The organism is Limnospira platensis NIES-39, assembly GCF_026000695.1.
GTDB classification, from domain to species: domain Bacteria; phylum Cyanobacteriota; class Cyanobacteriia; order Cyanobacteriales; family Microcoleaceae; genus Limnospira; species Limnospira platensis.
This window is the reverse complement of sequence record NZ_AP026945.1, coordinates 6,337,146-6,362,317: the sequence shown is the minus strand read 5'-3', so window position 1 is coordinate 6,362,317 and position 25,172 is coordinate 6,337,146. Positions and strand designations below refer to the sequence as shown.

Annotated in this window: 28 protein-coding genes and 1 pseudogene; 12 read left to right on the top strand and 17 right to left on the bottom strand. The window is 44.3% G+C overall.

Features of this window, described 5'->3' with window-relative positions:
• Window positions 1-140: 140 nt before the first annotated feature.
• Both N39L_RS31240 and N39L_RS31235 read right to left on the bottom strand, forming a co-directional pair.
• Complete coding sequence (locus N39L_RS31240; RefSeq protein WP_006618370.1) at window positions 141-2,162, bottom strand: WD40 repeat domain-containing serine/threonine-protein kinase; 2,022 nt, start codon at window positions 2,160-2,162, stop codon at window positions 141-143.
• Between the two features lie 37 nt (window positions 2,163-2,199).
• Window positions 2,200-2,673, bottom strand: a complete 474-nt coding sequence (locus N39L_RS31235; RefSeq protein WP_006618371.1) for a DUF8738 domain-containing protein — start codon at window positions 2,671-2,673, stop codon at window positions 2,200-2,202.
• 109 nt (window positions 2,674-2,782) lie between these two features.
• Here N39L_RS31235 and N39L_RS31230 point away from each other — a divergent pair, with 109 nt between their 5' ends.
• The gene (locus N39L_RS31230) at window positions 2,783-3,418 is read left to right on the top strand and encodes a vWA domain-containing protein (RefSeq protein ID WP_006618372.1); all 636 of its coding nucleotides are present in this window, start codon (window positions 2,783-2,785) and stop codon (window positions 3,416-3,418) included.
• Window positions 3,419-3,471: 53 nt separating this feature from the next.
• Here N39L_RS31230 and N39L_RS31225 read toward each other — a convergent pair whose 3' ends face one another.
• A complete protein-coding gene (locus N39L_RS31225) occupies window positions 3,472-4,032 on the bottom strand; it encodes a thioredoxin family protein (protein WP_014277366.1) in 561 nt (186 codons plus the stop codon).
• Window positions 4,033-4,214: 182 nt separating this feature from the next.
• Between N39L_RS31225 and N39L_RS31220 the strand changes: the two genes are divergently transcribed.
• Window positions 4,215-4,553: a cupin domain-containing protein gene (locus N39L_RS31220; RefSeq protein WP_014277365.1), complete on the top strand. Its 339-nt coding sequence runs from the start codon at window positions 4,215-4,217 to the stop codon at window positions 4,551-4,553.
• A 5-nt stretch (window positions 4,554-4,558) separates the two neighbouring features.
• Here N39L_RS31220 and thrB read toward each other — a convergent pair whose 3' ends face one another.
• The 4 genes from thrB to N39L_RS31200 form a co-directional block, all read right to left on the bottom strand.
• The gene (thrB, locus tag N39L_RS31215; protein WP_014277364.1) at window positions 4,559-5,476 is read right to left on the bottom strand and encodes a homoserine kinase; all 918 of its coding nucleotides are present in this window, start codon (window positions 5,474-5,476) and stop codon (window positions 4,559-4,561) included.
• Between the two features lie 81 nt (window positions 5,477-5,557).
• A complete protein-coding gene (locus N39L_RS31210) occupies window positions 5,558-5,809 on the bottom strand; it encodes a DUF7219 family protein (RefSeq protein WP_006621845.1) in 252 nt (83 codons plus the stop codon).
• 394 nt (window positions 5,810-6,203) lie between these two features.
• On the bottom strand, window positions 6,204-9,869 hold the full coding sequence (locus N39L_RS31205) for a hydantoinase B/oxoprolinase family protein (protein WP_014277363.1): 3,666 nt from the start codon (window positions 9,867-9,869) through the stop codon (window positions 6,204-6,206).
• A 479-nt stretch (window positions 9,870-10,348) separates the two neighbouring features.
• Complete coding sequence (locus N39L_RS31200) at window positions 10,349-10,636, bottom strand: hypothetical protein (RefSeq protein WP_006618378.1); 288 nt, start codon at window positions 10,634-10,636, stop codon at window positions 10,349-10,351.
• Window positions 10,637-10,905: 269 nt separating this feature from the next.
• On the opposite strand from N39L_RS31200, the gene N39L_RS31195 reads away from it, so the two are divergent.
• A complete protein-coding gene (locus tag N39L_RS31195) occupies window positions 10,906-12,384 on the top strand; it encodes an aminotransferase-like domain-containing protein (RefSeq protein ID WP_043468731.1) in 1,479 nt (492 codons plus the stop codon).
• Here N39L_RS31195 and N39L_RS31190 read toward each other — a convergent pair.
• From N39L_RS31190 to N39L_RS31180, 3 genes are all read right to left on the bottom strand, one after another.
• Window positions 12,345-12,794: a GGDEF domain-containing protein gene (locus N39L_RS31190; RefSeq protein ID WP_014277359.1), complete on the bottom strand. Its 450-nt coding sequence runs from the start codon at window positions 12,792-12,794 to the stop codon at window positions 12,345-12,347. The two genes, N39L_RS31195 and N39L_RS31190, sit on opposite strands and share 40 nt — an antisense overlap.
• A gap of 118 nt (window positions 12,795-12,912) precedes the next feature.
• Window positions 12,913-13,041: a hypothetical protein gene (locus N39L_RS31185; RefSeq protein ID WP_286133227.1), complete on the bottom strand. Its 129-nt coding sequence runs from the start codon at window positions 13,039-13,041 to the stop codon at window positions 12,913-12,915.
• Between the two features lie 12 nt (window positions 13,042-13,053).
• Window positions 13,054-13,230: a hypothetical protein gene (locus tag N39L_RS31180; protein WP_014277358.1), complete on the bottom strand. Its 177-nt coding sequence runs from the start codon at window positions 13,228-13,230 to the stop codon at window positions 13,054-13,056.
• Window positions 13,231-13,498: 268 nt separating this feature from the next.
• On the opposite strand from N39L_RS31180, the gene N39L_RS31175 reads away from it, so the two are divergent.
• The 4 genes from N39L_RS31175 to N39L_RS31160 are packed head-to-tail and all read left to right on the top strand — an operon-like array spanning window position 13,499 to window position 15,917.
• Window positions 13,499-13,897: an MAPEG family protein gene (locus N39L_RS31175; protein ID WP_014277357.1), complete on the top strand. Its 399-nt coding sequence runs from the start codon at window positions 13,499-13,501 to the stop codon at window positions 13,895-13,897.
• 15 nt (window positions 13,898-13,912) lie between these two features.
• Window positions 13,913-14,113 (top strand): hypothetical protein, encoded by a 201-nt coding sequence (locus tag N39L_RS31170; RefSeq protein WP_043468728.1) that lies wholly within the window; start codon window positions 13,913-13,915, stop codon window positions 14,111-14,113.
• A gap of 12 nt (window positions 14,114-14,125) precedes the next feature.
• Window positions 14,126-14,302: a hypothetical protein gene (locus N39L_RS31165; protein WP_014277355.1), complete on the top strand. Its 177-nt coding sequence runs from the start codon at window positions 14,126-14,128 to the stop codon at window positions 14,300-14,302.
• Between the two features lie 25 nt (window positions 14,303-14,327).
• Window positions 14,328-15,917, top strand: coding sequence for a hypothetical protein (locus N39L_RS31160; protein ID WP_014277354.1), 1,590 nt, complete (start codon window positions 14,328-14,330; stop codon window positions 15,915-15,917).
• On the opposite strand, the gene N39L_RS31155 is transcribed toward N39L_RS31160, so the two are convergent.
• From N39L_RS31155 to N39L_RS31145, 3 genes and pseudogenes are all read right to left on the bottom strand, one after another.
• Window positions 15,906-16,595: an ImmA/IrrE family metallo-endopeptidase gene (locus N39L_RS31155; protein ID WP_006618384.1), complete on the bottom strand. Its 690-nt coding sequence runs from the start codon at window positions 16,593-16,595 to the stop codon at window positions 15,906-15,908. The two genes, N39L_RS31160 and N39L_RS31155, sit on opposite strands and share 12 nt — an antisense overlap.
• Window positions 16,592-16,939 carry a helix-turn-helix domain-containing protein gene (locus N39L_RS31150; protein ID WP_014277353.1) on the bottom strand — a complete coding sequence of 116 codons (348 nt, stop codon included), beginning with the start codon at window positions 16,937-16,939 and terminating at the stop codon, window positions 16,592-16,594. The genes N39L_RS31155 and N39L_RS31150 overlap by 4 nt, the downstream gene beginning before the upstream one ends.
• Before the next feature lie 53 nt (window positions 16,940-16,992).
• Window positions 16,993-18,183 (bottom strand): annotated as a pseudogene (locus N39L_RS31145) (RNA-guided endonuclease InsQ/TnpB family protein).
• A gap of 283 nt (window positions 18,184-18,466) precedes the next feature.
• Between N39L_RS31145 and N39L_RS31140 the strand changes: the two are divergent.
• The 5 genes from N39L_RS31140 (at window position 18,467) to N39L_RS31120 (ending at window position 22,077) form a co-directional block, all read left to right on the top strand.
• Window positions 18,467-18,727: a hypothetical protein gene (locus N39L_RS31140; RefSeq protein WP_014277349.1), complete on the top strand. Its 261-nt coding sequence runs from the start codon at window positions 18,467-18,469 to the stop codon at window positions 18,725-18,727.
• Window positions 18,728-18,766: 39 nt separating this feature from the next.
• A complete protein-coding gene (locus tag N39L_RS31135; RefSeq protein WP_014277348.1) occupies window positions 18,767-19,450 on the top strand; it encodes a hypothetical protein in 684 nt (227 codons plus the stop codon).
• Window positions 19,451-19,527: 77 nt separating this feature from the next.
• Complete coding sequence (locus N39L_RS31130; protein WP_006616310.1) at window positions 19,528-19,764, top strand: hypothetical protein; 237 nt, start codon at window positions 19,528-19,530, stop codon at window positions 19,762-19,764.
• A 192-nt stretch (window positions 19,765-19,956) separates the two neighbouring features.
• Entirely contained in the window at window positions 19,957-20,943 is a 987-nt protein-coding gene (locus N39L_RS31125; RefSeq protein ID WP_014277347.1) for a coiled-coil domain-containing protein, read from the top strand.
• 42 nt (window positions 20,944-20,985) lie between these two features.
• Window positions 20,986-22,077: a coiled-coil domain-containing protein gene (locus N39L_RS31120; protein WP_014277346.1), complete on the top strand. Its 1,092-nt coding sequence runs from the start codon at window positions 20,986-20,988 to the stop codon at window positions 22,075-22,077.
• Between the two features lie 210 nt (window positions 22,078-22,287).
• On the opposite strand, the gene N39L_RS31115 is transcribed toward N39L_RS31120, so the two are convergent.
• The 4 genes from N39L_RS31115 to N39L_RS31100 form a co-directional block, all read right to left on the bottom strand.
• Complete coding sequence (locus N39L_RS31115) at window positions 22,288-23,727, bottom strand: hypothetical protein (protein WP_014277345.1); 1,440 nt, start codon at window positions 23,725-23,727, stop codon at window positions 22,288-22,290.
• Window positions 23,728-23,805: 78 nt separating this feature from the next.
• Window positions 23,806-24,078, bottom strand: coding sequence for a DUF7734 family protein (locus tag N39L_RS31110; RefSeq protein ID WP_006618040.1), 273 nt, complete (start codon window positions 24,076-24,078; stop codon window positions 23,806-23,808).
• Between the two features lie 4 nt (window positions 24,079-24,082).
• The gene (locus N39L_RS31105; RefSeq protein WP_006618039.1) at window positions 24,083-24,649 is read right to left on the bottom strand and encodes a DUF3177 family protein; all 567 of its coding nucleotides are present in this window, start codon (window positions 24,647-24,649) and stop codon (window positions 24,083-24,085) included.
• 219 nt (window positions 24,650-24,868) lie between these two features.
• On the bottom strand, window positions 24,869-25,093 hold the full coding sequence (locus N39L_RS31100) for a Calvin cycle protein CP12 (protein ID WP_006618038.1): 225 nt from the start codon (window positions 25,091-25,093) through the stop codon (window positions 24,869-24,871).
• Between the last annotated feature and the right edge of the window lie 79 nt (window positions 25,094-25,172).

The window sequence follows — 25,172 nt, the reverse complement described above, 5'->3', positions numbered from 1 at the left end:
AGATGGTCAGGAGTGCGTTCCTTATATTCACCCAGGGGCATGAAGTCTCTACCAGGCGGTTATTTCAGGTATCTCAACCCTATTTCATGCCTGAACGTATCGCACTTATTTAACAATTGTATTATATTTTCTAATCAATATCAAGTGTGGGCCGGGAGATGCCAAACTTTAACCAGTCGGTCAGCTCCGCCACTAGCTATGGTTTTGCCGTCAAGACTAAATGCTAGGGATAATATGTCTGCTGAATGGGCGGGGATGGTTTCTAATAATGTGCCGTCGCCCAGTTGCCAAATGTCAATTTGGCCTTTACTGTTGCCAGTAATTAACTGTTTACTATCGGGTTGAAAGGCGATCGCCAAGATATCGGCATCATCAGCCCGCAGGGTACGCCATAGCTTCCAGGTCTGGTCTTGTTGATGCCATAGACCGATGGAACCATCCCGACATCCTCCGGCTAACATTTGACCGTTAGGACTAAAAGCAACGGTTCTCACCCAGTCCGACCAGCGGGGTAGGCTTCCTAATTCTTGTCTTTGCTGTAGGTTCCACAGGCGGACGGTTTTATCCCTAGAGGCGCTGGCTAGGGTCTGACCATCAGGGGAAAAGGCGACTCCATAAATGCGATCGCTATGACCTGAGAGACTGTAGAAAGGCTTGCCTTTTTTGAGATCCCAAATTTGTATGGTTTTGTCCCGGGAGGCGCTGGCTAGAATATCTCCCTGGGGGGAAAAAGCTACCTGTTCAACAGTATCTTGATGACCAATGAGGGTATACCAGCGTTTACCTTTTTTGAGATCCCAAATTTCCACAGTCTGATCGCGACTACCACTAGCTAAAATCTCTTCCTTGGGGGAAAAGGCGATCGATGTTACCCAATTTTCATGACCAGTTAGGGTGTACCAACGTTTCCCAGTTTTCAGTCTCCAAATTTCTATAGTCATATCTTGGCTACTGCTGGCCAGTATTTCCTGATCAGGAGAGAAAGCCACACAGGTAACTTGATTACGGTGTCCTGTCAGCGTATGTAGGAGTTTCCAGCTAGGTGATGACCGCTGAGGTTGAACGCGGCTAGGTTTTGGTGGCGTGGGTGGCTGAGAAGTTCTAGCCGTGGGTGGTGGGGTGATTTGCTGAGAAGTTCTAGCTGTCCGTGGTGGCGGTGGGGGCAGTGGTGGCGGCGGTACTCTCACCGACGCAGGAGGGCTAGGGAGTGCCGTATTATGAAAGTTATTAATATTAATGTTGTGCAGAATCGTCGGGGGTAGTCCACTAGGATGCAGTGCCCTAAGTACATTCAGCGGGGAATTATAGCGCTGGGAAGGTAGGGAAGCCACCATTCTATCTAAAACTAAGCCCAGTTTATTGTTGACCGTATTTCCCTGTAAATAATCTCGCCAAACCCATTTATCTTGGTGAATATCATAGAGGTCAAAGGGCGATATTTGGGTGAGTAAATATAAGCAAGTCACCCCCAAACTATAAATATCACTAGCATATATTGCTTGACCCCTAGTTTGTTCTGGGGCGACATATTCAGGACTGCCGATAATAGTTCCTGGTCCTGATAAGTTGCTGCTTTGTACTACTTTCGCCGCCCCAAAGTCCACTAATACCAACTTACCCGATGTCGAACTATTTACTACTGTTTGAGCTTGGATAATATTGGCGGGTTTAATATCCCTATGAATGACTTTATTTTGATGTATAAATTCTAAAACTGGCAACAGTTCATCAAGTAGTTTAACGATTTGATTTTCGTTAAAAGTTCCCTGGCTAATTACTTGGTCTTCTAAGTTGGGGCCGTTGATATATTCTTGGACTAAGTATTGATTATTGTCCTGTTGAAAATGTGCCAGCAAATCTGGGATGTGGGGATGTTTTCCTAGTTCATCGAGACGTTGGGCTTCTTGGTGGAATAATTCCGCAGCTTTCCGGGTGGTTTCTACCCCTTGGGTTTGGGGGAAAAATTGCTTAATGACGCAGGGGGGATGGGAGGGTTTATCGTGATCAACTGCCAAAAATGTTTTCCCAAATCCGCCATGACCAATAGGTTTAATAGCCTGGTATCTCTCCCGTAGAAACAGTTTAGCACCACAGGTAAGGCAGAATTTAGCATCATCTGGATTTTCGGGATGGGAACATTGGGGATTGAGGCAATAACTCATGGTAGGAAATAATTACCAGGGGACTAGGTTATGGCTGTTATTCTGTTTCTAAGCGGAAGTTTTGACCATTATGATTGGTGCGGTAAAGCCAATGGCGCTGACCATCAGACACTCGGACCCGCCAGCCATCCACTAACATTTGACCACATAATTCGTCTGGCTTGGCGAGCCCTAAACAGGTATTTGGCCAAGTCTGTCTTTCGGCGGCGAGGATTTCGATTTCCTCTGGGGAACTTCCGGTGCGATCGATGACATCTTGGCGCAATGCGGTAGAAATTTCCGAGGGGAGATCGGCTAGATTTGGGGAGATTTCATCCATGATCATGACGGCTTCAGGGTTTTGTACGATAATGGGGTCTGGAGTGGGAGAGTCGGTTGTAACAAGAAGCGTATAGGCGACTAGGGCTAACACGCCTATCAGTAGTGGGGCGAAAATGACCCAGGGAGGTTGTAGGTAGATGGGTCGGTCTGGCTGTTTTTGGTTGGAAGAATCCTGATGCTGAGGTTTCATGGCTAGGATTGGCGAAAACGATATTATGACGCTTGAGAATATTATAGCTTAATAATTATTGGGGGGAAATGATACAGTATTAAATTGAACAAATGTGGGGGTTTGATGTATGGATATACTATTGGAGGGGGGTGCGGTCCTGGAGAAACGGGATTATACCTTGATTGTTGATGTCAGCGAGAGTATGGCAATGGCTGGCAATAAAAAGGGACAGTCTCGCTGGGAGTTGATGCGACAATCGATTTTAGAGTTGGCAACCTATTGCGAACATTTTGACCCGGATGGGATTACTTTATATTTATTTGCTGAGGAGTTTAAGCGCTACGATCGCATTACTTCTGACCATGTGGGAGAGGTTTTTGAGAATCATAAACCTGGGGGAAAAGCGGATTTGGCTTCGGTTCTCAAGGATGCTACTGATAGTTATTTTGCCAGACGGGCGACGGAACAATCACAGCCTAATGGTGAAACTATTTTTGTGGTTACAGGTGGGGAGATTATTAATCCGTTATTGGAGGTTAAACGTATCTTAATTAATGCTTCTAATCAACTGACCCATGAGGAAGAATTGGCTGTAGAAATGATTAGGGTGGGGTCTAGTGACACGGCTACGGCGTTTTTTAAGGTGCTTGATGATGAGTTAACTGCATCGGGGGCTCGTTATAATATTTGTGATACAGTCAGTTTGGAAGATATGGAAGAGATTAGTTTGACTGATGTTTTGTTACGCGCAATTACTGATTAGATTTGAGGGGATTTTCTGGAAATAGGCAACCATTGGGGTTGCCTTGATTTAGGTTATTGGGGATGCCATTTGATATTGCAACCAATACTGGGTTTTTGGTCGCTGTTGATGGGTTGGTCGGCGAGAATGGCATCTAAAGCCGCCCGCAAATCTGCCCCGGTGACGGGTAAGTTATTCCCGGGGCGACTGTCATCTAATTGACCGCGATATACTAATTGGCGATCGCTATTAAACAAGAAGAAATCGGGGGTACAGGCTGCTGTATAGGCTTGGGCTACTTCTTGGGTTTCATCGTAGCAGTAAGGGAAGGAAAAACCTACTGTTTCGGCTTGGTTTTTCAGGTGTTCAGGTCCGTCTTGGGGATGGGTTTTGATGGAGTTGGCGCTAATAGCAACTATTCCTATTCCTAGGGGTTGATAATCATGTCCTAGTTTAGCTAGTTCATTTTCAATATGTTTGACGAAGGGACAGTGACAACAGATAAACATGACTAGCAAGGCTTTTTTATCCTTAAATGTATCGACGGATATGATTTCCCCAGAGGTCACGTCTGGGAGTTGAAAATCTGGGGCGATGGTCCCTAAACTTAACATGGTTGATGCTGTTAAAGCCATGATTCAAGATTCCTGATTTTTACTAGATGATAATATCCATGATAATTATAGCGGATTGTTCTCGACTGAGGTTAGGTAAAGCCATGGCTGATAGCTAGGATGTTTGGGGGTGGCGGGTAAGGTGACATCAAGGGGATGTGATATGATCTCAAATAGCTACCTATCAAATTCAGACAGCTATTATGACTGATATCATTTCGATAAATACTTCAACGGCGATTAAGTTTGATGATTATATTCAATATACGGAGGGGGGAATTGTTAGCCGGGTTTTGCTAAAAGATGATCACTGTCAATATACCCTATTTTGTTTGGGGGCGGGTACGGAAATTTCCGAACATACGGCTACGAAAAACGCGACGGTTAACGTTTTGGAAGGTCGCGGAATTTTAACTCTGGAGGGAAAAGAGATTAGCTTAGAGGCGGGAGTGTTTGTATTCATGAAAGCCAACGCACCCCACGCCCTGAAAACGGAGGAAAATCTGGCATTTGTGCTGACTCTTTCCGCTAGTAATGAGTAGGGAAATTAAGTTACTTTAGCGCCTTGGGTATCAATTGCAAGCGATCGCACATCTACCCCGATGTTATAGCCCCTCCAAGCCTCCCTCATGGCAGATACAACCCTATGGGTGTGGGGGGGGTCTGTGAGGGCTAGAAGGGTCGGCCCTGCCCCGCTAATGGCTAATTCGTAAGCGCCTGCATCTAAGGCGGCTTGTCTAACGGCATCATAACCCTGGATCAGAGATTGGCGGTAGGGCTGATGGATTTTGTCAGCTATGGCGACGCGCAACCAGTCTCCCTGTCCGGTTTCTAAGCCTCGGATTAATAAACCTAGGTGGGCGGTGTTGAAAATGGCATCGGCACGGGTATAATGGGAGGGGAGAACGCTGCGAGCTTCGGCGGTGGATAGTTCAAAGTCGGGAATAGCGACGACGGGGACTATATCTTGATGCCAAGGAATTTCGCAGATCTGCCAGCGGTGGTTATGGTCGGCGACTGATAACTGACAACCCCCCAACAGGGCGGGGACTACGTTGTCGGGGTGTCCTTCTATGGCGATCGCCATTTCCATAATTTCTGTTTGAGTCAGGGGGTTTCCGGCTAGGGTATTTGCACCCACTAAACCCCCTACAATTGCTGTGGCTGAACTTCCCAAGCCCCTGGCGAGGGGAACCCCTAGTTTGATGTGAATTTTGACGGGAGGGGGAGTTTGATTGATGTGATGGTAGAGTTTAAGAAAAGCCTGATAAACTAAGTTGCGATCGTCTGTGGCTACAGCCTGGGCTTCTACTCCTTCGGCGGTAATTTGATGGGGTTTTTCTGTATTCGTTAAAGGGGAAAATTCTAGGATATTATACAGGCTGAGGGCGGCACCAATACAATCAAATCCTGGTCCAATATTGGCGGTGGTGGCGGGGACGGTAACGGTAATTGGGTGAGACATTGACAATGATGAATATGGGCTAATTTTGTGGTAAAATTAGGGATTTTATCCCTGGCTTTTAGTTATGCAGACCATGGCTAGTTATTCTGGGTCTTGGTTGGCTGAATTTTCGCCAATATTAAGATTCTTTTTGGACTCTTTTAATTCTTTCCAGAGTTGTTTGATTCTTTGGTAAGCCACTTCGGAACTCAGTTTACCATTGGTTTCTAACCCACAGATATAGTTCACCTTATGTGCAAACTCTTGGAGGTTAGAGTTAAACATCATATTTTGGGGGCTAAATTCTCCACGATAACGGGTTTTGGGGTAAAGAAATTCGTCTTTTTCGTTCATATATTTAGGCTGAATATGTGAGTTGGTATCCTGGGGGAAAGCTACTACTAACTCCCTCAAAAAAATGCTATTCTGGCTACATTTTTAGGTGCTAGTAATATCATTAATGAAAATCAAGGACTGACACTTAGGGGGTAGCTGGGTTTAAGTCTGACCGTGGTGATTATAGTATTTCAGGCGGGTTATACAAGGGAAAGGATTATATTTTTGACCAGTATTTATACTGACTCAATCCGATTAAATGATTAACTAAATCCGGGTCAACTTAGCTTAAGATCATATAGCATTATGTATTATATGTTAGGCGATACCAAAAGGGGAGTCAATATGTCTATGGGTTTAGACAAACTCCCCATGGTAAAAGAGGTAGAAGGGGTTTCTAGCCTAGTATAGGTTATTGTGGGGCACCATATCCCCCGCCGCCGGGAGTTTGGATGGTCAACACATCCCCTATACCCATAAGGGCGATCGCACTACTATGGAGATCTTCAACAGTCCCATTTTGGCGAGTAATGGAATTACGCCCCACCATACCGGGTTCACCTCCAGCCATACCAAAAGGTGGGATGATACGATGTCCCGATAGGATAGTGGCTGTCATTTCCTCCAAAAATCGAATTTGGCGGATAATACCATTACCACCGCGATACTTTCCGTTACCGCCGCTGTGGGGGCGAATAACAAAAGCCTCGATCAGAACCGGATAACGCCATTCTAGCACTTCTGGATCAGTTAGGCGAGAATTAGTCATGTGGGTATGTACTGCGTCGGTCCCGTGAAAATTAGGACCTGCGCCCGATCCGCCGCAGATGGTTTCATAATATTGATAGCGATCGCTTCCAAAGGTAAAATTATTCATAGTTCCCTGGGAAGCCGCCATAACTCCCAAAGCGCCATATAAAGCATCAACCACAGCCTGAGAAGTTTCGACATTTCCAGCCACTACAGCCGCCGGAAATTTGGGGTTAAGCATACAGCCTTCAGGGATGATAATTTCTAAAGGTTTTAAACATCCAGCATTGAGGGGAATGCTATCAGCCACCAAAGTCCGAAATACATACAAAACCGCCGCTTTACAAACAGCCTGGGGTGCATTAAAGTTGCTGTCCAATTGTCGAGAAGTTCCGGTGAAATCTATTTTGGCGCTGCGGTTTTGGCGATTAATGCTAATAGCGACTTGAATAACTCCCGCATTATCCAGAAGATAAATAAACTCACCATCCCGCAGAACATCAATAGCCCTTCTGACGGACTCCTCTGCATTATCCTGGACAAATTGCATATAAGTTTGGACTGTAGCCAAGCCATATTGTGCGACCATTTTATGTAATTCTGTCACCCCTTTTTCATTGGCGGCAATTTGTGCTTGTAGGTCAGCAATATTAGTCTGAGGGTTCCGGGCGGGGTAGGGATGATTAGTTAATAATTTCAGCAATTGTGCTTCTCGGAATTTACCGCTATCAACCAACTGAAAATTATCGATTAAAATACCTTCTTCCAAGACTGTTTTACTATGGGGTGGCATAGAACCGGGCGTTATCCCTCCCAGGTCGGCATGATGACCGCGAGATGCCACATAAAATAAAATGTTTAATCCGGCAGTATCAAACACTGGAGTAATGACGGTAATATCAGGTAAATGAGTCCCGCCATCATAGGGATTATTTAGCATATAAACATCCCCAGCTTTGAGAGTTTCGGCTTTAGCTTTAATTAGGCTGCGGACACTTTCTCCCATAGAGCCTAAATGTACAGGAATATGGGGAGCGTTGGCTACGAGTTCCCCGAATTGGTCAAAAATTGCACAGGAAAAATCTAGGCGTTCTTTAATGTTAACTGATGATGCCGTATTTTGTAGGGTAATTCCCATTTGTTCAGCGATGAACTGAAACAGGTTTTTAAATATTTCGAGACGCACCGGATCAGGTTTTGTGGTGGAGATTTTGCAGTCAATGGGGGAAGTTTGGGGTTGGGAAATTTTGGCTAAAACTAAGTGATTGCGTTCGGTTAATTGAGCAGACCAACCTGGCTCGATAATATTAGTTCCGGTAGGTTCGAGAATAATCGCGGGTCCGATTAATTCATCTCCTGGCTGTAAAATATCTCTGGGAAATACGGGGGTTTGTTGCCATTTTTGGTTGGTAAAAATTGGGACGGTGGCAATAGGGGTAGGGGGTTGATTGTGGCGACGAGATAATATGGTTTCGGGGGGATTTTCCATCTGGCGGACTATTTCGACGGATACAGATTCAACTATTAGTTGTTTGTCGTTTTTGATAAAGCCATAACGGGTGCGGTGTTCGGTTTCAAAGGCGACTTTCATGGGTTCGACTTGGCGGGAAAATGGGACGGTGAGGGTGGAGTCTGTCCCCTGATATTTCAAATTGGCGCGATAAAAAACTATGTCGTTGGGGGAATTGTGGGGGTCAAGTTCCGATCGCATTTCGGTTTCTAAGTCGGCTAAAACTGGGGTGATATCGGCTAATAAATGTTCGTTTAGCGGGGCTTCTATGGCTTTCTCGCGGATGTTACCTACATCTGCTAGAGCCATGCCATAGGCTGATAAAACGCCAGCGTAGGGATGAATAAACACCCGTGTAATGCCTAATGTATCTGCGATCGCGCAGGCGTGTTGACCTCCCGCACCGCCAAAGCAACAGAGGGTATATTCGGATACGTCATAACCGCGCTGTAGGGAGATTTTTTTAATCGCATTAGCCATATTTTCTACGGCGATCGCAATAAAACCCGCCGCCACTTCTTCGGGTTGGCGAGGGTCTCCGGTGGCTTGAGTAATATCTGCCGCTAACTGATTAAATTTGGTTTTAACTACTTCTGCATCAAGGGGTAAATTGGCTTGGGGTCCGAATACTTGGGGGAAAAATTCGGGTCTAATTTTGCCTAACATTACGTTACAGTCAGTAACTGTTAAAGGTCCCCCACCACCATAGCAAGCGGGACCTGGATCAGCACCCGCAGACTGTGGACCGACACGATAGCGGAAACCGTCAAAGACTAAAATTGAACCTCCCCCGGCTGCGACAGTATAAATAGAAAGGATGGGGGTTCGCATTCTGACCCCCGCAATTTCAGTCTCAAATTGTCTTTCATATTCGCCGTTATAATGGGCGACATCTGTGGATGTTCCACCCATATCAAAGGTGATAATTTTGTCAAAACCTGCCTGTTGACTGGTTTTAACAGCGCCAACAATGCCGCCAGCAGGCCCTGATAAAATGCTATCTTTTCCTTGGAAGTTTTGGGCGTTAGTTAGGGCTCCATTAGACTGCATAAACATTAATTTAGGCAGATTTTGGGGCGGGCTAGATACTCCATCTCTTGGGGTATGGTTGCCATATAATTCCTGGGCTACTTTGTCGATATAACGCTTTAAAATGGGTGATAGGTAAGCATCGACTACGGTGGTATCTCCCCGGCTGATTAGTTTCATTAAGGGGCTAATTTGGTGGGATGTGGAAATTTGGGTAAAGCCAATTTGGGCGGCGAGTTCGGCTATTTGTTGTTCGTGTTTGGGGTAGCGGTAACTGTGCATTAGGGCGATCGCACAACTGCGAATCCCGTCTTGATAAGCCTGTTGTAGGGCTGCTTGTAAGGGTTCTAATTGGAGAGGTTGCAGTTCTTCCCCTTGGGCGCTGTAGCGTTCTTCTGCTTCGATTACCCTTTCATATAGCAGGGATGGTAAAATGATTTCTTGGGCAAAAATATCGGGGCGATTTTGATAGCCAATGCGGAGAGCATCTTTAAAGCCTTTGGTGATAATTAATAGGGTGCGATCGCCTTGACGTTCCAGCAGTGCATTAGTTGCTACTGTGGTTCCCATTTTTACCTCAGAAATACAATTTTCTGGGATGGGTTCATTGCCGCCAATTCCTAAAATTTCTTTGATACCAGCTACCACAGCATCCTGATAACGTTGAGGATTTTCTGATAGGAGTTTATGGGTCACTAAACTACCGTCTGGTTTGCGGGCGACAATATCTGTAAATGTACCGCCTCTATCTACCCAAAATTGATATTTACCTGCGAAGTTTTCAGCCATTGAATAATTCCCAATCATCTCAATTGTTTACAGTTACTCTAGTATCATTATCTATAGCATCAGCCCTCACCCTCCCACCCTCTCCCAAAGTCGGAGAAAGACCTGGAAAACTTATTAAATGATTACGGAAAGGGCTGTAAGCCTCCACCCCCCCCACCTCTCCCAGAAGGCGAGAGGGTGGTTAATGATTTCATCATGCGTTATGTGGTCTTAGTTTATGAGACATTGGCTTTAGTCTTTTGTCGGGAGGTGTGACTATATATTGACCATAAAAGAGACTAAATTCGATGGTATTTTGTATCAAGTTGATGAGGCGATCGCTCCAAAGATGCGATCGGGATAATAACCAATAATGATGCAAATTATGTTCTTTCACTATAAAAACCCCCTGAATTAAAAATTGGGTATAAGTAGGCTCGAAGCTGCTGAGGTATTAAATAGATATCCCTCAGATATTTGGTTTATCAATAATCCCCCGATTATCTATTGTAGCGGGATTCCAGCCAAACCCTGACATCTTGTTCTACATAAAAACGTTGATTGGTTCGGGTGAAAGGGTCGTAAACATCCCAGACCAAATCACCATCTTGGTCATAACTTTGAGAGATGGTTATATCCCGGCTACCCACCAAAAACTTCCACAATAAGCCAGGTATTTTCTCGAACCAATTAAAAATACCTTCATCGGACAAACTCCGGGGATAATTAACTAAAGTATTCCCCCTCAATGCCATGGTACTACAAGCAGTTTTTCCAGTTGATTTCATCGCCACAATTCCTCCATGAATATTCAGTTGTAACAAACCATAAACTCGAGGAGATGCTAATTTAAACTCCCTTATTTATCGCGGTTCACGGAAATAAGCGATCGCCCAAATAAGTAAATTTCGATCACTCTATTAAAAGTATGACCTACCCTAGCCAAAAATAACAGATGCAGTTATCATAAATTGTAGCCATAACAGTTTAATTTTTGGCAACTGTTCTGGTCAGAAAATCAGCAACTGTATCCTTTAAGGGATTTGGAGGTATGACCATGAAAGCCAGACCCGTAGAAAAGTCTCCCGGAGTGAACTTATATGAAGAGGTAGCCAACCGCATTCAGTCCCTAATCAAAGAAGGGACCCTGAAACCAGGCGATCGCATTCCCTCAGTCCGCAAAATGCACCAACAGATGAGCGTTAGCATCACCACAGTATTAGAAGCCTATCGCCTCCTCGAAGATAGGGGGCTAATTGTCGCCCGTCCCCAGTCCGGCTACTATGTTCGCCATATTCTGTCACTTCCACCCGCAGAACCCACCTCCTCAACTCCCCCAGGACTAGCCTGTAATGTGGATATCTCAATGGCTTTTAGGATAAATACAGTCCTAGGGGAACCAGGAATGATTAAACTCGGTGCCGCCGTCCCTGACCCGGAACTATTCCCCCTCGCCGCCCTAAATCGATTGATGGGACAGGTGATGCGTCAAAACCCAGAAGTCTGTCACTCCTATAACGCCCTACCAGGGTTGGAACCTCTACGCCATGAAGTAGCTAGGCGATTAATGGATGCGGGTTGTTCCCTCACCCCAGACCAAATTTTGATTGTGAATGGGACCACAGAGGGGATGTATCTATCTCTGCGCGCGATCACAAAACCCGGGGATACAGTGGCGATCGAGTCCCCATCCTATTATGGATTGTTAGAAATTTTGCAATCTCTACACCTAAAAGCCTTGGAACTTCCCACCCACCCGCGAGAAGGGTTATCACTACCCGATTTGGAAAACGCCCTTAGTCAAGGTCAGGTGGCCGCTTGTGCGATCGTTTCCAATTTTAGTAATCCTCTGGGAAGCTGTATGGAAGATAGCAAGAAAAAAGCCTTGGTGGAAATTTTGGAGAACTACGATATTCCTTTGGTCGAAGATGATGTTTATGGCGATTTGGGCTTTGATGAGATGCGTCCGAAGGCGATTAAAGCCTTTGATAAAAAGGGTTTGGTTTTATATTGTTCTTCCTCCAGTAAAACAATTTCTCCCGGTTTGCGGGTCGGTTGGGTCGTGGCTGGTCGTTATCAAAAGACTGTCGAACAACTGAAATTGTTTACTAACATTGTGACAGCGGCAGCTAATCAATTAACGATCGCTGCCTTTTTAGCTAATGGAGGTTATGACCGCCATCTCCGACACCTGCGACGAGCCTATGGGGAACAGGTCTTGCGAATGACTCAGGCAATTTGTGATTATTTTCCCCCAGAAACTAAAGTAACGCGCCCCACAGGAGGTCACGTCTTATGGGTAGAGCTTCCACCCCATTTTAATGCGATCGCACTTTACCAGGAAGCCTATAAACGCCAAATCAGCATTGCTCCTGGAACCATGTTTTCCGCATCAGGAAATTATCGGAATTGCTTTCGCTTAAATTGTGGTTTACTGTGGTCTCCCAAAATCCAGATAGCCATGCAAATATTAGGAGAATTAATTGCCAATCAAGACTATGATACAACTCGTTTACGACCAGTATTTTTAGCTTGAAATAATCCCCAATCAGCACTTAATATCAGGTCTTTTGGTGATAAATCATCCTTAATAATTTTACTGGCAACTCCCCCACTCAGGGTAATACATGAACCAATCTGAGACCCCCAGTGGGAGATGTTTTTAGCCAAAACGTTCCGGCGAATTGTGTCTGCTACATCCAGGGCTTCTTTTAATTCAAGACCCGGTAGGATAATCGCAAACTCTTCCCCTCCGTAGCGGGCGGCTAAGTAAGGCTTATGCTGATGACAAGCCGTGATAGCTTCTTCAATTGCTTTGGCGATCCGTTGCAGATATAAATCTCCCGCTAAGTGACCATAATTATCATTGTAGGGCTTGAAAAAATCTATGTCTAAGAGAATTAAAGAGATGGGTTGTCCTTTTTGGCTTTGTAAAGTATGCTCCATATAAAGATAGAACTTACGTCGATTGGCTAATTGGGTTCAATTATCCAAAAAAGCCAGTTCTTTCAGCTTTATGTTTTCTGGCTGTAGCTGACGATTTTTGATGTTTTGATAGTGAATCTTACGATAGAGTGTCCGCCAGAGCAATATTGTGGATGATATTAATGGGATATTGTTCAATATTCTCCATGGTATTACTATCAACTAAAATATCCTCTAATTTGCGGCTATTTTGGATGTTAAAATTCATGCTAGTATCCCCTTAAAAATTCCTCGAAAAGGATGGATTTTTGTATTGCCAGTTTAGGTGATTATTTACACCCAACTTGCTGACCATTTTAGTTAAGATGACTTCCAGCTTGGACTTCAGATTTAATTCCTGGAAATATCTTGACTTTTCGACGGAAATAAGATTTAATAGTTGTGGGTTCAGAATCACGGCTAACTTACCTATCTCTCGGCTTCAACAAAATTAATTATTGACGATCCGCCGAGAAACTGCCGTGACGACTATCCGCCGATACCGTGATAATCCTGAAAAAGTATCGTGATCGCCTAGTAATGGTGGTTGTGATTACTTGATCGAATTGATGTGACTGTGATCACAATTGCCAAAAGACCTGTCTGAAGGTAGATTCCCAGAAATTCTCACCCAAAATGGCGGATCAGGTTAATATTGTGGTAGACACTCGCGAGGTAATCAATTTATGTCACCTTGGCCTAGCCTAATCACCGCATCTGCACTTATCGTATACCTGGTTGTTACCATCAACGTCGGTAGAGCTAGAATGAAATATAAGGTTATGCCTCCTGACATGACGGGCGATCCAAACTTTGAACGAGTCTTGCGGGTACAGCAAAATACCCTAGAACAGTTAATTATTTTCCTTCCGGCGTTGTGGCTGTTTTCTGAGTTTGTCAGTCCCCTAGTGGCTGCGGGTTTGGGTGCAGTATGGATAGTGGGGCGCATTCTCTATGCTTGGGGATACTATCAGGCGGCGGAAAAGCGGATGATTGGCTTTGGGGTCAGTATCTTATGCTTATTTTCCCTACTGGGAGGGTCTCTAATCGGAATTATCATTCCCTTGGTTAAACAAATTATCTAAGATGGAGTCAGGGGCATGGCAGAGAATCATCCCGAAGAGCCGATCATGTTTAAGATAAGCGATCGCCTCTTTCAACAATTAACCGAATTTACCGAAACCCTAGAAGCCGAGGCTCTGAACCCGCCTCCCAATTCCCACAGCGATCGGACAGTCAACCCTCAACCGGACTTAACCCCACCGCTACCCTCGGAGTCCCCAAATTCCCCATCTGAATAACTTAATTAACGAATGGCTGATCTCGAACAATTAAAATCTGCCTTGGTCAGGACTCAGAATCCTAACCAAATCTCTGCCCTAATTGTTGATTTCACCCACCAAGAGATACTTAGTGTCTACTATCAACTACCGTCCCAAAAGCAGCAACAAATTTGTAAAATTTGGGCGATCGAATTTGAATCAGGGTGACAATTAATAAGGGTAAAGTGCATCCATGTCAGAACCCCAAAATCATCCTTCACCATTACATTATCCCAATGAATCTCCCCCTAATTCTCCGGCTTTAACAGAGGAAGAAAAGGAGATATCTACAGTCACCGACTCAGAATCTTTATTTAATCATAGATCTGGCTTAGTTCCCTATCTATGTTGGGTTAGTGTTATATCCTTAATTGTCGCTATGGTCATGTTTGGGAATGACCTAGGGGCGATCGCGATTATTTATGTAATTATCACCATTTTCTGTGCGGCTTTATCCTACCGATATCCCCGCCAAGGATTATGGGGTTTACTGATTTATTTACCTTTTGCCGGGACTATCGCCTATTGGATAGGGGATGATCGACCAATTTTTCACTTACTGAAAAATATATTATTTTACATTCCCGCACTCTTAGGAATGCTGGTTGTGCTAATTCGTGAAGGTAAAGCACTTATAATTAATAAAAATCTCAAAATCCCCCTATTAATCTTTCTAGGTATTGCTTTAATTAACCTAGTTATAGTCAATGGAGGGCAACATTTTAGTGATGACCCCAGGGGAATACCAATAGTTATGGGAATTTTCGGATTAGCCATATTAATCGGATATATTCCCCTAATTACCTGTGGATATTACCTGATCCGGAAAAATCAAGATGTCTATTTCCTCAATCGTTTACAGGTAGTTTTAGCCATAGTATGTTGTCTGCTAGGTATCGCTCAATTTTGGTTAGTTATCACAGGTGTTTGTCCTGACAATAGCGGCTTAGAACCCCATCTTTTACTGACAGCCAACCTACAGCGCAAGTGTCTAGTTGGCGGTTCTTTAGGCTACCTACCAGAAGCCAATTTTATCCGACTTCCCGGAACCTTTGTCTCCCCCTGGCATTGGACATGGTTCTTAATTTCCAGTGCCTTTTTTGCTTTTCTAACTTCCCTCAATGACCCGAAAATCACTTGGCAGATAACTGGCGGATTTTCCCTATTCTTAATCATGATAAATGCCGTCATATCAGGTCAGAGAACTGCTTTTTTAGGCGTACCTCTGGTGCTGATATTATTAATAATTGCCACCAGTCATATATCCCGTTGGAAACGATTATTAATTAGCTTCTTAGCCATCGGACTATTTTTGTTAACTACCCTAGTCATATTTCCCAATCTAGCCGAGGGACGAATGGAAAGTTTGACCGGACGCTGGACAGCATCTCCCCCTTCCGAATTTGTCATAGATCAAACTCAGTGGACTCTCAGAAATAGCCGAGGCTTATTAGGTAATGGACTCGGACGAGGCACTAATGCCACCCGCAGTCTAGGTAGTACACGACTACTAGAAACTTATTATTCTAAACTCATCTATGAATTAGGAATCATAGGAGCGATCGCCTTTTTAATATTAGTCACCACCCTAATGACGGAAGGTTTCAAATCCTATCACCAAGTCCGCAATTCTCATCTGAGAAATGATGGTATTGTCTTCTGGATTTTCATTATCATCATCGGTTACAACCCCTACTGGTATCCCCTCGACACCGACCCCGTTGCCGTTTATTACTGGCTGATTGCTGGGGTGATGTTGAAACTACCCAGCTTAACCAAATAACCGTTGTTGCTGGTGACAATCAGCTTCTCCCAGATAAATTTGGCGCTGACCTTTGGGAATAGTAATCCAACCCAAATCTTGTAGGCGGTTAGTCAGATTAGAAATACTCACCCCCAACTCATCCCTAATACTGTAGAGATGAGACCACTTACTGAGATCGCGACCCGATCGCTTTTCCTCTAAAATATGACGAGGCATCAGCAGACAACTGGCAAAATATTGAGCCTGCCATTCAATAGAAGCAATTTGAGAGGAAACCGCACCACTGCGACAGACAAATGGTTGCTGGGCTGTTGAGGATGACCAACCGTAATTTCCCAGATTCAATTCTAACTGTCGAGCTACCCCGTCCACCTCATCGTGATTAATATGAAGGACCCAGTGTCCGATTTCATGGGCGATCGTAGACTCGATAAACCCTTGGGGTTTTTCTAAAATCTCTTCGTTAATCTCAATTTGTCTAGCAGCGGGAATAATCCGGGCGGCGATCGCCCCTTGTTCGTCCGCTGGTATGTAATCCCATACTACCCCCAAATCTAAAAAATCCGCCACCAAACTCGACTCAAAAGGCCACTGAGGAGCAAAATTAGGGGTAGCCGCCATGCGCTGAAGAATTTGATCAGCGCGACGTTCAATAGATTCTTTCGCATAAAAGCGATAGGGTTTGAGAATACTCACTTATCTTTCCCCGAAGCTGCATCAAATACCTGTTTAGCAAAATTAGGGTTTTCCTGAAGTCGTCGAAATAGGGCTGTGATCTCCCGGTTATTCTCTTTGAGGAAATTCTCGTAATGGTGGGGAATGCGTCCCGCCAAAAAGATTAATTCCTCCTCATCTATGCCCAAATTTCGCGCTAAACCCCGGATTACCTCCTCTTTGGGAGCATAATCAGCGCGATCGTTCTCTAGCTTGGATAGATAGGTAAAGTCCACACCAAGCAACCCCGCCAGTTCTCGCTGGGAGTAGCCCCTATCCTTGCGAGCCTGACGGATCAATTTACCAAAAGTTTGTGTTTCGTCCACGGCATTGTCCTCCTGGTCTCTATTATAGGACACCTTGATTGACACTCCCCAGCCTAAAGGCGTGGGGATTCTTCCTTCAACGACTCGACTTGCTCTGACAGGTTTGCACCAACCAAAGTAGCGGTCAAATCTCCAGAAGCGTTAAGTTTCCGTATGCCCTACGGTACTTAAGGCAGCCTTCAGAATGTTGATGGCTGCGTTATAGTCTCGGTCTAACTCACACCCACACTGACAAATATGGGTTCGAGTTGAGAGACTTTTCTTGACAATCGTGCCGCAGCTCGAGCATTTTTGAGAGGTATAAGCAGGGTTTACCGCTACGGTAATCTTGCCGAATTTCACCCCAAAATACTCCAACCATTTCCTGAACTGATACCAAAGAGCATCGTGAATCGACTTGGCGAGACAGTGATTTCTCACAATATTCTTAATCCTCAAATCTTCGTAGGCCACCAGATCGTTAGATTTGATTACGCAACGCGCCAGTCTCTTGGCCTGTTCTTCACGTTGCCGACTTATTTTGAGGTGTGTTCGCCCGAGTCGATTAACGGCTTTTTTTCGGTTGGCAGAGCCTTTCCGTTTTTGGCTCACCCTTCGGTGAGCGCGTTTCAGCTTTTTCTCGGCGTTTCGGTAAAACCTCGGGTTCGGTTCGCTCTGTCCGTTTGAATCGGTGTAGAATTCCTTGAGTCCGACATCTAAACCCACGGTATTTCCTGATGGTTCGATTTCTTCTCGAACGTCTACTTTGACGCATAACTGTGCGTAGTAGCCGTCGGCTCTACGAATCAGCCGAACCCGTTTGATTTGTTCTGTACCGTAAAACGCCAAATCCCAAGTTCCAATCAACTTGAGTCGTCCGATCCCTTTCTTGTCGGTAAAGACAATATGCTTAGGGTCGAGTAACTTCCAACCGGAGTTTTTGTACTCGACAGAACGACTGTTTTTCTTGAACCTAGGATATCCTTTCTTGCCGGTTGCTGGCGGCAGTTTTCAAAAAAACGAGAAATTGAAGACCAGGCACGTTCGGCCGAAGCTTGACGAGCCGTACTGTTGAGTTCTCGAGCCCAGTCATACTCTCGAGCAAGGACTCGACAGTATTTATTAAGGTCGTATTTGTTAACACCTCGGTTGTCCATCCAATAGCGTAGTGCTTTGTTACGAACGAATTGTGCGGTTCGGATCGATTCTTCAATCGCTGCGTATTGGTGGGACTTCCCTTTAACTTTGAACTCGAGAACAAGCATGGCTCGAACAGACTCTATGCTGTTCACCATAGCACAAAATGCTTGGCTAAGTGAAAGCAGCCCTTCTAGGGCGGGGTTTTAGACCCATGATTTTTGATAAAATTTCAACTTGCCACTTGACGAAACCATCAACACTTGTTAGTATAGATTTAGTTGAACAAAGCATCAACCCTTTAGGCTCTACTGATAGCGCTCAACTGTCAATTCAACCACATCATGCCCTAGATGTAGAGTAAAAGGCTCCCAGATGTTGGGTCAAATGGCGAACCGGAGGACAGATCCCATGCTTAGGACTTGGACTGATACCCATTACCAACTCAATGATCGCGACTGGCTGTATATTGCCACCCATGAGGAACTAGGTTCAGCGTCCCTAGTCTGTCCTGGTTATACGCGCGACGGTACAGGATTTAGCATTCACTTTACAGCGGCTCACACGGAGACCTTAGAGAAACTGATCGCTGTCCTAAAGATTTTGAAAGCACAACCCCAACCATTATCTACTTATCCTGAACCGGAAAAGACAGTTTCTGTGATTCGCTAAACGCTGATTTTATCCAAATTTTCACAACCTAAATAAACCATGAATAAAACCAACGAAAAACCCACAATTTCTGTATTTGGAAGTAAGCACAAAGAAGCGATTTTAGTGCCGGAAATGCCTATCGCTGTCCGCAATAATTGCCAATCGGGAAAATGGATGATTGGAGATGAAGAATATGGCTCTAAATGCTCGATGACGATTATCAAATTTAGCAAATTTTTTGGCAGTTTAGGGCAAACTAACAACACATTATGGGGACAAATTTGGTTTGTGGCTGAATCGGGAGAACTTCCCCAAGGTGTTGTACTGGTCACCTATATTAAAAGTCGCTCTCTCAGTGATTTTAACCGCTTGGTGGCTTCTGTACAAAGCCAAGGTGTAGAACCCGCTATGGGGATTTTTGTGCCGGAATTTGTCCGCCATTCTGGTCAGAAACCTGATGAAAATGGAGTGGTAAAGCCGATTAATTACTATAGTTTAAAGTGGTCTTGGGTCGAACGTAGTGATTGGTCGATTTTAGAACAGGCGGCGGCGGTTTTAGCTGATGGGGCTAACCTGTCCCGTATGATTGACTTGGAAGGAACCCGACAAATGATCTGTTTGGATAATTTGTCACCTCATGAAGTGGCTTGTTTGATGGCGGCTCATTCCCCCTCAGATCGCGACAATGAGATGATGTTACCTCCGGCTAATGATCAACAAATTCCGGTAGCAGTGTCTTAGGGATTGAATCGGATTGATAGCTTAACTCTCCCCTGACCGAGGGGAGGGTTAGGAAGTGAAAATTTAGAGGATATCTGATGAAAAATGTAGTCCGGTTAACGCGAAAGGATTTGTGGGAACGTCAACTGCTGCAAAACTTGAGTTTAAGCGATCGCCTCCGAAATCATACCCTAGAAGATATCTCTAGTCTATCTGATGATTTGCAACATATTAGTTTTGTGGTAAAATCCATTCAGACAAACTATCAGGCTGTTCTCGAAGAAAATCAACGTTTGAAGTCTTTGCTAATGGGATTAATTGATGGTTGCTATTGATGGGAAGGTAATCGCTGCCCGAATTGTCGAGCCATTTTAGCAACTTTAAACCCTGAGCAACCCGCTATAAGTGAGCAGCCCAAAAACTCAGATCAAAGTATCGCTAAAATCCGGAGATTTGTCGATAACCACGAGGGTTAAGTTGGCAATTTTCGGGTGATTTTATGAATCTAAAATGAGCGAGGTCAAATCATGAGCAAATTAGCATCTTTAGAAACCCAGTCTCAAATTATGGCGGCGTTCTCTAAAATTATTAGCGATCGCCAAAATATAGTTTCCAAGGTAGCGACCAAAGAAGAACAAGCCGAACGGGAAAAACGGAAACAGGTTCTGGAACAGGCGGCGACTTATACGGTTGATAGCTTGGTGAAAGGATTAGCAGATTTACAGCTAGATTTTAGTGGTGTAATCACGGAACTTTCGGAAAAACTAGAAACCGAATCTGCTAAATTAGATGCTATTAAACGCGGCATTAGTATTCAATCTCAGCAACTGGAGGAACTCCAGAAAATCCGGGTGGTGGCTGATGTTTTGCATCTTTTAACCCAAGAACATCAAGAAAAGATGAACTTGCTAGAGACACAAGCGAGCCAAGGTCAAGAAAGCCTGGAAAAAGAGATGGCTAGGGAACGGAAGTTATGGGAAAAAGATGAAGAGGACTGGGAAGCGGCTGCGGCTGAATATCAAGAAAATATGGCTAAACATCGTCAGCAGGAAGTGGAGGATTATAATTATAATTTACAGCGCCAGCGACAAATTGAAACTGATCAATATGAGGAGGCGAAGCGTCGCTTAGAACGTGAAATTGAGGAAACTACTAAAGAAAATGAGAAAAATTGGCGAGAAAGGGAAAAAGTTTTGAATGCGGAACAGGCGAAATTTGAGAGCGATCGCCAACGGGTGGCTACCTTTGAGGAAGAGTTAAAACAGGCTTTAAATAAAGCGAAAGAAGAGGCGATTCAAGAAGCTACTCGCGAGGCAAAAGTTAAGGCGGATCTGTTGGCTAAGGAATGGGAATCTAATCAACAGGGATATCAATTGCAAGTGGCATCATTAGAAGCAACTATTGAGCGACAAAATGAACAAATCACGAATTTGTCGGCACAATTGCAGGAAACCATGAAACAGGCTCAAGATTTGGCAATGAGGGCGTTTTCTAGTAATCGTAACAATCAATAATTTCGGGAAAATTTAACTAGGAAAAATCGGAGAATAATTATCATGGCAAAAATCAGCGATCGCAACACCAAAGCGGAAATTTTAGCAGCCTATCATGAACTGCAAAAAGAACAGGAATCCCTGAAAGCAGAGGCTAGTAAATCCCCCGCCGCCGCGCCACCGTCGCCACCACCGCCACCCCCAGCAGCTACAGCAGTTAAGACGGTTACACCACCGGCACAACCGCCTAAGTCCAATAAGTCAAAATTGCAATCTACCCTAGATAATTTAACTATACTTCAGTCAAGTTTTGGGGGGGTAATTAGTGAATTATCAGACCAGTTAACGTCAGAAGCTACCCGACTACAAGAATTACAAAATGGGGTAGCAGAGGCGGAACAGCATTTGCTAGAATTGCATAATATTGAGTCAATAAGTGATGATACTTTAGATGTTTTGATTCAGCAGTATCATCAGAGTTTTAAAGAATTTGAGCAGGAATTAAGCGATCGCCGCGAGACTTTAGAACTGGAATGGGAACGACAACAAGCCACCTGGAAGAAGGAAAAAGAAGAACATCAACAGTTAGTTAAAGAACGCAATCAGACGGAGACTAAAAACCGGGAGCGCGACCAGGATACTTATCAATATAACCTGCAACTTGAGCGAGACTTAGACCAAGAACAATATCAACAAAATCAGGCTGAACTTTACAAACAGCTTGAGGAATTTCAACAGGAAAAGCAGCAAGAATGGTTAGAAACAGAAACAGCGATCGCTCAACGGGAACAAGAACATTTAGAAGTTAAAACCAAGGTGGCAGAATTTGAGAAAAACCTGGAAGATGCCATTAAAAAAGGCAAGGAAATGGGGCGGAATATCGGCAATTATCAAGCCAAAATTAAGGCTGATTTATGGGGTAAAGAAGTGGAAGGTCAAAAACAGTTCTACGAACTGCGAGTTAAATCCCTCAGCGAAACGATTAGCAATCAAGAAAATCGCATTCAAAGCATCTCTAAACAACTAGACTCAGCCCTCAAGCAAGTTCAAGATTTAGCGGTTAAGGCGATCGAAGGTTCCTCTAATTCTAATTCATTCCAAGCCATGAAAGAAATCGCCTTAGAACAGGCGAAAAATCAACAAAAGGGTAAATAGTCCCATAGGGGCGGGTTAACTAACATCAATCAACCCGCCTACTGTATGGAAATATAATTGATAATGGTGGGTGAGGGCGGGTTTATTAATCTTCTGGTTGGCAAATATAATTGATAATGGTGGGTGAGGGCGGGTTTATTAATCTTCTGGTTGGCAAATATAATTGACAGCGGAGGCGCGCCCCTACATGATATCGCCTTTTCTTATCAATCATCTGGTGGCTTTAGTTGCCATGGTCTGGCTATAATTGTAGTTATTGTAATAGAGAACAGCCCGATCTTGAGCAGTTAGATAATTAGGGTCATTAAAGGGGACTTGCTGCATGAGTTGGCTGGCGAGTTGCCAATTTTTGCTGATGGTTTCCCAGTCTTGTTGTGATTGAGCAGTTTGGGTCAAATTAGCTGCTTCTGTGGCTTTGCGGACGGCTTCAGCAAAGGGATCTGAATTAACTAGGGGTTCTGTGGGTGGCTCTATCTCTGCTTCTGGTGGGGGTTCTGGGGATGATTCTATCTGTGCTGCTGGTGGGGGTTCTGGGGATGATTCTATCTGTGCTGCTGGTGGGGGTTCTGGGGATGATTCTATCTGTGCTGCTGGTGGGGGTTCTGGGGATGATTCTATCTGTGCTGCTGGTGGGGGTTCGGAATTAATTAGGGGTTCTGTTGTTTGTTGGGTTGTGGTAGCGATTAGGCTTTGGGAATTTGTGACAATATTGTTGACTATAAATTTGATGTATTCTAAGTTCCTATAACTTATGTTCAAGCTAATAATAAGGGTACATGAAACGGCGGCAATGGAGGCAAATTTTAATATTTGTTGGCGAGAAATGTGCTTTCTAATTAAGAATTCTGCCTGATATAAATACAGGGTTGAAATAAAGGAAATCAACATACCTGAACTAACTACTAATTGGGCTGATTCCCAATATCTGAGATGACAATAAGAGCTGTAACTGTAACATTGGTCAGGATAAAAAGGCACAACAACTATCAAAAAGACTAATGTAGCTATACATAAGATAATTACAGCTAGTATGCCTTCCCAAATACTTTGTGAACCTGGATATTTGGAGAATTTGCGAGGTTTTTTCAAAGCGGATTTTATGAAATGATGGCTATATGAAAAAACGGCAATTGCTGAAATTAAGCTACTGGCTAAAATAAATAATGCTAGGTGATGATTATTTGATATGTCATAGATAAAAGAACTCCAAAAACCCCCAAAGCGCGCGAAAATAGTCAAGACCAGAAAAGCCCATAAAAATAAGCCAGTTGTCCTTAACCAGGAACTAGGATAAGGGAACCATCGGGGCCATTTAAAGGGATATGCTGCTGGCTTAGGTGGTTTATGAGGGGGGGTTTGAGTGATGTCAATACATTGAGTCCAGGCGGGGTGAAATTGCGCTAATTCTCGACCTTGAACTACAATGTTGGTAATATTTTGAGGCTGAATTTTACTAATAATTTGTTTAACTAAATCAACGGAATAATCTTGATGAGGAAGTGTTGGAGACTCTAGGGTGATTTCGAGATAATCATTTTTGAGCTGGGTGTAAACGGTGGTATCCTCAAGGGGGAGTAGGTGTTGAATGACGGATGCGATCGCCTCTGGATCACCCAGCCTAGCTTGTTTAATGGAAGGTTGATTTTGCATAGCCCCTGATTGCCTGCTCGATCATCCAATTATAACAAGGTGATGGTGCGGGGTGATCATGGAAGTGGGAAAAAGTGGCTAGAGTAGGCTTTGCATTGTATCCCAAGTCAATCCTCGTTGAATATATTTAGGATTGGCGGGGTCATAGGGACTCAGGAGGCGATCTATCTCCAAAATTTGGGCATGGTCAGGTAAAACGGGAATATCAGGGTCAAAAGCAGTAGGTCGCATGAGAGAACTAGAAAAACCCTTAAAAATGGCAATTTCATCTAATTCTCCGTCAACTGAGACCCGCACGAGCAAAACTTCCCCAGGATGATTTTTGGTGTAATTTTCTAAGGTATCTTGCATGAGACTAATTTCCGGTAGCCGAACGTCCCTGTCTTCCGAGACGAATGACAACAAAATAGGCAAAACATCCGACATAAATTAAGAGGCCGACAATTGCCAAAAAGCCCAAAAATGGGGGATTCCAACCAGGATGAAAAATCTGTTTATACATCCAAGGGGGGTCAAGCCAAATTCTACAGCCGGGGTCAGCCAATAAATTCTCAGCGCTGAAAAAAGCGCAGCGAAGGGAAGGCAGAAAAATGAGGGCCCCGATCGCATTATAAACAGTAATCGCCCATCGCCAACTGGTGAGGGTCAATTTTAAGGGGGAAGGCTGCATATCCTCGATTTCTTCGTTGAGATCGACCCAAAACCATAAACTAACTGGGATGAGGATACGAGAAGCGATCGCACAAATAAAACCTATGGGGATAGCAGCGATCATCAGATAAAGGGTAATCATCAACAGACTAGCGACCCGCCAATAGATAATCAACAGGTGAGTGATAACCTCCAGCTTTTCCACCAGAGCCCAAATAAGTAAAATTAGGGGAAGGATAACCGTAAATATAACCGCGAGTCTGTAATCCATCCAAACCCAAGTCTCCAGACTTGACGGAGTAGCAGCTATGGATATGATGGGGTTTAACATTATATTTTGATAGAGAGTGCTGAGACCGTGCAGGAGCGACCCAAGACCATTTCGGTCAGTTTTCCCAAAACCGAAAAAATATGACCCATTATGGGTCAGGTATGCCCCCTAGCATGGCGATTTAGCCAAGGCTAGGGGAGTTAGGTAAACCAGGGGCAGTTAATCGTCGTAAAGCCGGCACTCTGCGGCTTCTGGGTTATTGTCACAATAAACCTCAAAAGAGCTTTTCTGGGGTTTTTGCTTTTTGTGAGCCGCCGCCGCCTGAACTTCTTCTACAGCATCCCAAGCCGCCGCGCACTCTGGGGAGGTTCCCCCTTGAGTATCGCAGACGTTACGGGCTTCTTCCCGTTCTTTTTCGATGATTTCGTTAATGTCGTTGTTCATATAACCTCTTGTCCAATCTTACAAATTTTACCAAAAGCCTGACCCAATCAACTATGATAGCAGGCAATGATTGAGATAG

Coding starts and splice junctions, on each gene's coding strand:
- N39L_RS31240 (WP_006618370.1), bottom strand. CDS start 2,162: ATGAGTTATTGCCTCAATCCCCAATGTTCCCATCCCGAAAATCCAGAT.
- N39L_RS31235 (WP_006618371.1), bottom strand. CDS start 2,673: ATGAAACCTCAGCATCAGGATTCTTCCAACCAAAAACAGCCAGACCGA.
- N39L_RS31230 (WP_006618372.1), top strand. CDS start 2,783: ATGGATATACTATTGGAGGGGGGTGCGGTCCTGGAGAAACGGGATTAT.
- N39L_RS31225 (WP_014277366.1), bottom strand. CDS start 4,032: ATGGCTTTAACAGCATCAACCATGTTAAGTTTAGGGACCATCGCCCCA.
- N39L_RS31220 (WP_014277365.1), top strand. CDS start 4,215: ATGACTGATATCATTTCGATAAATACTTCAACGGCGATTAAGTTTGAT.
- thrB (WP_014277364.1), bottom strand. CDS start 5,476: ATGTCTCACCCAATTACCGTTACCGTCCCCGCCACCACCGCCAATATT.
- N39L_RS31210 (WP_006621845.1), bottom strand. CDS start 5,809: ATGAACGAAAAAGACGAATTTCTTTACCCCAAAACCCGTTATCGTGGA.
- N39L_RS31205 (WP_014277363.1), bottom strand. CDS start 9,869: ATGGCTGAAAACTTCGCAGGTAAATATCAATTTTGGGTAGATAGAGGC.
- N39L_RS31200 (WP_006618378.1), bottom strand. CDS start 10,636: ATGAAATCAACTGGAAAAACTGCTTGTAGTACCATGGCATTGAGGGGG.
- N39L_RS31195 (WP_043468731.1), top strand. CDS start 10,906: ATGAAAGCCAGACCCGTAGAAAAGTCTCCCGGAGTGAACTTATATGAA.
- N39L_RS31190 (WP_014277359.1), bottom strand. CDS start 12,794: ATGGAGCATACTTTACAAAGCCAAAAAGGACAACCCATCTCTTTAATT.
- N39L_RS31185 (WP_286133227.1), bottom strand. CDS start 13,041: ATGAATTTTAACATCCAAAATAGCCGCAAATTAGAGGATATTTTAGTT.
- N39L_RS31175 (WP_014277357.1), top strand. CDS start 13,499: ATGTCACCTTGGCCTAGCCTAATCACCGCATCTGCACTTATCGTATAC.
- N39L_RS31170 (WP_043468728.1), top strand. CDS start 13,913: ATGGCAGAGAATCATCCCGAAGAGCCGATCATGTTTAAGATAAGCGAT.
- N39L_RS31165 (WP_014277355.1), top strand. CDS start 14,126: ATGGCTGATCTCGAACAATTAAAATCTGCCTTGGTCAGGACTCAGAAT.
- N39L_RS31160 (WP_014277354.1), top strand. CDS start 14,328: ATGTCAGAACCCCAAAATCATCCTTCACCATTACATTATCCCAATGAA.
- N39L_RS31140 (WP_014277349.1), top strand. CDS start 18,467: ATGCTTAGGACTTGGACTGATACCCATTACCAACTCAATGATCGCGAC.
- N39L_RS31135 (WP_014277348.1), top strand. CDS start 18,767: ATGAATAAAACCAACGAAAAACCCACAATTTCTGTATTTGGAAGTAAG.
- N39L_RS31130 (WP_006616310.1), top strand. CDS start 19,528: ATGAAAAATGTAGTCCGGTTAACGCGAAAGGATTTGTGGGAACGTCAA.
- N39L_RS31125 (WP_014277347.1), top strand. CDS start 19,957: ATGAGCAAATTAGCATCTTTAGAAACCCAGTCTCAAATTATGGCGGCG.
- N39L_RS31120 (WP_014277346.1), top strand. CDS start 20,986: ATGGCAAAAATCAGCGATCGCAACACCAAAGCGGAAATTTTAGCAGCC.
- N39L_RS31115 (WP_014277345.1), bottom strand. CDS start 23,727: ATGCAAAATCAACCTTCCATTAAACAAGCTAGGCTGGGTGATCCAGAG.
- N39L_RS31110 (WP_006618040.1), bottom strand. CDS start 24,078: ATGCAAGATACCTTAGAAAATTACACCAAAAATCATCCTGGGGAAGTT.
- N39L_RS31105 (WP_006618039.1), bottom strand. CDS start 24,649: ATGGATTACAGACTCGCGGTTATATTTACGGTTATCCTTCCCCTAATT.
- N39L_RS31100 (WP_006618038.1), bottom strand. CDS start 25,093: ATGAACAACGACATTAACGAAATCATCGAAAAAGAACGGGAAGAAGCC.